Annotated in this window: 6 protein-coding genes; all 6 read right to left on the minus strand. The window is 39.2% G+C overall.

Going from position 1 to position 5,917, the window contains the following annotated elements; translation table 11 throughout:
* A partial coding sequence (locus tag UC75_RS20975; RefSeq protein WP_228137246.1) for a hypothetical protein occupies positions 1-347 on the minus strand: 347 nt, incomplete at its 3' end.
* A gap of 461 nt (positions 348-808) precedes the next feature.
* A complete protein-coding gene (locus UC75_RS09585) occupies positions 809-1,687 on the minus strand; it encodes a hypothetical protein (RefSeq protein ID WP_049837442.1) in 879 nt (292 codons plus the stop codon).
* Positions 1,688-1,703: 16 nt separating this feature from the next.
* Positions 1,704-2,786, minus strand: a complete 1,083-nt coding sequence (gene aroB / locus UC75_RS09590) for a 3-dehydroquinate synthase (RefSeq protein WP_049837443.1) — start codon at positions 2,784-2,786, stop codon at positions 1,704-1,706.
* 28 nt (positions 2,787-2,814) lie between these two features.
* Positions 2,815-3,384: a shikimate kinase AroK gene (aroK, locus tag UC75_RS09595; RefSeq protein WP_004789808.1), complete on the minus strand. Its 570-nt coding sequence runs from the start codon at positions 3,382-3,384 to the stop codon at positions 2,815-2,817.
* Positions 3,385-3,395: 11 nt separating this feature from the next.
* A complete protein-coding gene (gene pilQ / locus UC75_RS09600) occupies positions 3,396-5,561 on the minus strand; it encodes a type IV pilus secretin PilQ family protein (RefSeq protein WP_049837444.1) in 2,166 nt (721 codons plus the stop codon).
* A gap of 62 nt (positions 5,562-5,623) precedes the next feature.
* A partial coding sequence (locus UC75_RS20980) for a pilus assembly protein PilP (protein WP_228137247.1) occupies positions 5,624-5,917 on the minus strand: 294 nt, incomplete at its 5' end.

Genomic DNA, 5,917 nt, shown 5'->3' on the forward strand with positions numbered 1-5,917 from the left:
TTAGTTAAAATATTTTTAGAGTGCTGCGCTAATGCCGGATCGACATTTAAAAATACCGTTCCTACAGCAAAAACTTCGCTAAGTGTAATATCACTTAGTTTTTTTGCTTCATCACGGAAAAATTGCTTTGGCATCGCCAATAATAAGCCGCAACCATCTCCCGTCTTGCCATCTGCGGCAATACCACCACGGTGCGTCATGCAACTTAAACTGTGAATCGCGGTTTCTACAAGATGATGACTTGATTCACCCTTCATATGGGCAATCAGTCCAAAACCACAGTTATCCTTAAACTCATCAGGTTGATATAAACCTTGAGCGGGAGCTACAGTATTAGGCGATGGCATGTGCATAGCGTACCCTTCTTTCAATAAGGCTCTTTCGAGCGTCAAACAAACAACTTATTTCTGCGATATTGCCTACGGACGATAGTTAGCTCAATGTTTCGCAAAAAAAAATTTTGGGCTGATAAGCCAATATACGCTGTTCCATTTTTACGTACACTGGTTTTTGCTAGAAAAATGTTTTGACTTATTTCGCACTCTTTTAAAGCAGCTCGACCCCACGACTCTGCATAGACTTCACTCTTTAGAGCGCCAAAATAGTTAGCAGTACATTAATAAGCACAAGAATAAAGCAAAAACTATGCCAATATAATTTTCGTAGCTTAAGTGTTTATATTTCTTAAAAATAGATCAGTTTTATTCAGGCTATCATTTTAATAAATGACCAAATATGCACCACACTTGATCAAAAATTATATATATCTTCTATTATTGCACTATATTTGTGCACATTATTCTTATCCTTAGTTTCCTCTTGTGCCCTCATTTGTTGCATTTTTAGGAGTAGCTTCAATTTCACGATTTTGCTGAGTCTTTTTAGAAGCATCTGCAGAATTCGACTGGTGTACATCCACAACATTTCCTTCAGCATCTCGGCGAATAATGGTTGTTCGAGTTGTAGAGTTCGTTGCCGGAGCAGCCACTTTAGGCTGCGTACTTATCGCACCGTTTACACCTGCGCCCATGAGCAAAGACTCATCAATTTTAGGCAATGCAGCTGGACGTAGACGCACTTCATAAGTTTGGCTAATTCCACCTTTCATTTCATCTGCACCCAAGTCATTAACTAGTGGCACATAAGTAGAAAATTGTTGTGGTTGTGGCTTAATTGATTCAGGCAAATCAAGATTCAGTTGCGTTAACTGCTGAATTGCATCCTCAGAACGCTTAAATACACCATATGTCAAAACATATTGTTCAGATTGCTTCTCTCCACTTAATCGGAAGTAGATAAATTTATTTCGGTCTGAACGATTCTTTAAAAAGTTTTTAATAATATCTTCATCAGATGCACGAAATAGCTCAAGCGTCCACTGTTTCTTGTTTTCGTTAATAAATTTTGTACCGCGGAACTCTGCCTCATGCTGACCTGAAGCAACCGTACGAGTCGTTAAATCAAGAGGCCTAACTTCATCAGCTAAAGCTCCTAAGTTAGCCGTTGTTGCTACTTTTTCTGGCTGAATTTGCACAGGCGCTTCTGAATCGGCAGCTTTTTCAACTTCTACAAGCTTCTTACTATCCGTCATTACCCAGAAAAGAAAAGCCAAAAACAAGCAGACGATACCACCCACCAACCAGATATATTGTTGAACATTCTGCCAAAGTGTACGTGATACAGTCATGTGTTACCTTAATTTATTATCCGTGTTGATTTGCCAAAATAGCTTGTTTCATGAATTCAACATCAAAGTCTTTAGTAATTACCGCTTGTCCAAGTTGCTTTAACAACACTAAACGTAATTGACCATTGAGAACTTTTTTATCATGTGCCATATATCCAAGGAATTCATCCAATGGAATTTTTGGACATGATATCGGCAAATTAGCGCGTTGAATAATTTTTTTTGTACGCTCTACATCATCACTTGAAATCCAGCCTAAACGCTGTGATAAATCAGCTGCCATAACCATGCCGGTAGCTACTGCTTCGCCATGCAACCAAGTTCCATAACCTAGATAAGATTCAATAGCATGACCAAACGTATGACCTAAGTTGAGTAAGGCTCTTTCGCCTTGCTCTTTTTCATCATTTGCAACAATACGGGCTTTATGAGCGCATGAACGGTAAACGGCTTCCGCTAAAAGATCAGCATCTCGCCCAATCAACCCATCCATATTTTGCTCTAGCCAAACAAGAAAATTAGCGTCGCCTAACAAGGCATATTTAATGACTTCTGATAATCCAGCAGACAACTCTCGATCCGGTAAGGTGTTGAGTTGAGCCATATCAGCCAAAACAACTTGAGGTTGCTGAAATGCGCCAAGCATGTTTTTACCCAGTGGATGATTAATACCAGTTTTACCACCTACACTTGAATCTACTTGTGAAAGGAGCGTAGTTGGAACCTGAATAAAATAAACACCACGCTGAAAACACGCCGATGCAAAGCCAGCCATATCACCAATAACACCACCGCCCAAAGCTAAAACCGTACAATCTCGGTTAAAACCAGCTTCAAGAAGTGCATCAAAAATTAAATTTAAATGCTGAATATCTTTATATTTTTCACCATCGGGCAAAATACATGTAGCTACAGTTTTACCCAAACTTTTTAATGCTTCTTGATAGTGAGATAAATATAAAGGTGCGACCGTTTCATTACTCACAATCATGACCTGTTGACCATGAATATAAGGTTCAAGCAACTGTTTAGGATCAAGTTGACTGCCAATAAAAATAGGATAACGGCGTTCGCCTAATTCAACATGTAAAGTTTGCATGAGTTTATTAAACCACGAGTAAGTTTGGCTATTTTAGCGTGTTAGACAAAATAAGTTGCAGAATCTTTTGAGCAAGATCGCGTGCAGCACCCTGATTGGTTTCAATCGTGTAATGAGCAACTTCACGATATAAAGGATCACGTATTTTTAACAAATCTCGCAATTTTTGTTCAGGGTTTTCAACTTGTAATAGAGGTCTGTTTTTATCGCGATAAGTTCGTTGTAATTGTAATTCCACAGGAGTGTAAAGATAAACAACTATACCACGCTGCTTTAGAAACTCACGATTGGGTGCTTGAGTAATCGCACCACCGCCTGTTGCTAAAACCAAAGCCTTACGGGAAGTTAACTCATTCAACACTATGGTTTCACGAGCACGAAATCCGAATTCCCCTTCTTTTTCAAAAATCCAAGGAATAGTAGCCCCTGTTTTGCGTTCAATTTCATGATCACTATCTAAAAATTCACGCCCTAATATTTCGGCTAAATGACGTCCAACGGTTGTTTTTCCTGCCCCCATGGGCCCCACCAAATAAATATTTGGCAGGGTTTCAAACGCTTTGCTTGGCAAGGCGCCACCTATTTCAATTGCTTTCATTAAAAAATATATTAATGATTTCTCACCAAAGTGTCATTAACAATTCGTGGAGTAACGAAAATCAGTAACTCTTGTTTATCATCAGATTTCACATCTTTTCTGAATAAATGCCCAAGTACGGGAATATCACCGAAGAAAGGAACCTTGGTTTGTGAGTTAGATGTCGTCTGCTCAAACACCCCTCCTAAAATGACTGTTTCACCGTTATTAACCAATACATTGGTGTTAATCTGATTTTTATTTAAAATTAACTCACCATTAGGAGCAGCACCAGCAACAGAATCTTTCGAAATATCTAATTTCATTTGGATCTTACCGTCAGGTGTAATACTTGGTGTCACGTTTAAGCTTAACAGTGCATCTTTAAATGAGGTTGTAGCAGTTGAGCCTGCGGCAGAGTTCGTTGTAGATTGATAAGGGACCTGCTGACCTGTCGCAACTTTCGCTGGTTGTTTATCTGCCGTCATGACTTTAGGGGTAGAAATAACCTCACCATAGCCATCGGCTTGTAATGCTGAAAGTTCAAGATCAAGCATAAAATCAGACATGCTAATCAAACCAAAGGCAATACTTCCAGCCGGATTGGTTACCCCTAAATCGACGTTTAAGTTATCTGGACGTTCAATCGTATATGTATAACCACCCGTTGTACTGTCTTTTTCTGGCTTTCTTAAATTCCATAAGGTTGTTTCACTACCACCAACCAGCAAGTTATTATTATTGGTAATCCCTTGCGATAATATTCCCCATTTAACACCAAGTTCTTTGGTAAAAGAAGTAGATGCTCTAACAATACGTGCCTCAACCATGACCTGCTTAACTTGTACATCCAGTAAATCAATCATTTTACGAATTTGATCAATCGACTGAGCTGTATCGTTAATAATCAAGGTATTGGTGCGATCATCTTGAGTAATTGTTCCACGTGGACTCAATAAACTTCCTACATTATTTCCTAAACTATCAACACCCGTATTTAAGTTAGTAGAAGTTGAAGTACCCCCACCTGAAGTATGCTGCAAACCATTGCCATTATTTGAACCTTGAGTAATTAAACCCATAATATCGTGTGCTTGCGCATATTTAAGTTGAATATACTCAGTTTGCAAAGGAGCGAGTTTGACACTCTGTGCGACAGCTTTTGCTTCTTCTTCTTCAGCCTTAATCAATTCCGCAACAGGCGCAATCCAAATAACATTACCATTTCTGCGTTTATCCAGATTTTTAGTCTTTAAAATAATATCAAGTGCCTGATCCCACGGAACATCTTTCAAGCGCAAAGTAATATTACCCTGAACACTATCGGCGGCTACCATATTAATGCCAGTAAAATCGGCAAGTAATTGTAAAACGCGACGGACTTCAATATCTTGGAAATCAAGAGAAAGCTTATTACCAGAGTAATTAGGTGTCTTATATAAAGAAGTTACGTTTTTATCCTGAGGGCGCTTTAAGCTAATGGTGAGTTTATTTTCCGCTTGATAAGCCATATATTCATAGCTACCAGTAGATTGAATCGTAATAACGCCATTGCCTTTTTCATTATAAGATTCAATGGTAGAAACAGGAGTTGCAAAATCATTCACATTTAAACGTTTAGCTAAATGTGTGGGAATTTTAGAGCCCAGAGTTCTCACTACGACTTTGCTACCTTGTTGCTGAACATCAACAGGGGTATTACTTCCCAATAAATCAATAACGATTAGTCCTTCACCTTGACCACCGCGCTGAAAGCCAATATTTGAGACACCTTGCGGTTGTACTGTCGTGGTTGGTAAAGGCTTAATAGCTGCTTGAGCTGAATTAATCTTTAGAATAAAAGTATTGCCTTCAATGCGCGTTGTAAACGCACCTGCTTCTTTTAAATTTACAGTTAAACGTGAGCGCTGATCATCAGAACTTACATCAACTGAGCTTGCTTCATTTGTACCAATTGCCACTTTTGACTGGGTTAAAGTCTGCTGAGCTTTATTAAAATCCAAAATCAAACGTGAAGGATTTTCAAGTTGATATGCCTGTGGTTGTGGTGGTAAACCATTAAACATAACTCGAATTTCTGTACCCTGACCTGCAATTTGCGTTGGTACAATATTGGTCATGCTGACCTGTGCAGAGGCAACCTGCATAAGTGCAATGGCTACAGCCCCCATAGAAAACTGACGGAATACGTGATTCATTGTCTGACCATCCCCAATTAAATAATCTTTAAAAATACTTTTTCTTTGTTATTCCCTAAATTTTAGGGTGCGGGTCCAATTAACACTAAGGTTCTTGGTCTCTCCACATAGCCTTCGCGCCCATCAGGAACAATCTCTACCAGATCAATCTGGGTTGGACCAATATGGGTAATACGCCCTTGGTTCATCCCGATATAGTTCCCCACCTGTACCCGTTCAATTTGCTGATCGGGTGATTGAATAAGAGCCAATACTTGCCCACGGTTATTACGTATGCTTCCTTTCATGTTTAAGGATTCTAATGCATAACTTTCTAGAGGCTGAGGTGCACGTGAGAAATTCGGATATACCCGTTT

The organism is Acinetobacter sp. V2 (genome assembly GCF_001188385.1).
Classification (GTDB): Bacteria; Pseudomonadota; Gammaproteobacteria; order Pseudomonadales; family Moraxellaceae; genus Acinetobacter; species Acinetobacter oleivorans.

Coding starts and splice junctions, on each gene's coding strand:
- aroK (WP_004789808.1), bottom strand. CDS start 3,384: ATGAAAGCAATTGAAATAGGTGGCGCCTTGCCAAGCAAAGCGTTTGAA.
- aroB (WP_049837443.1), bottom strand. CDS start 2,786: ATGCAAACTTTACATGTTGAATTAGGCGAACGCCGTTATCCTATTTTT.
- pilQ (WP_049837444.1), bottom strand. CDS start 5,561: ATGAATCACGTATTCCGTCAGTTTTCTATGGGGGCTGTAGCCATTGCA.
- UC75_RS09585 (WP_049837442.1), bottom strand. CDS start 1,687: ATGACTGTATCACGTACACTTTGGCAGAATGTTCAACAATATATCTGG.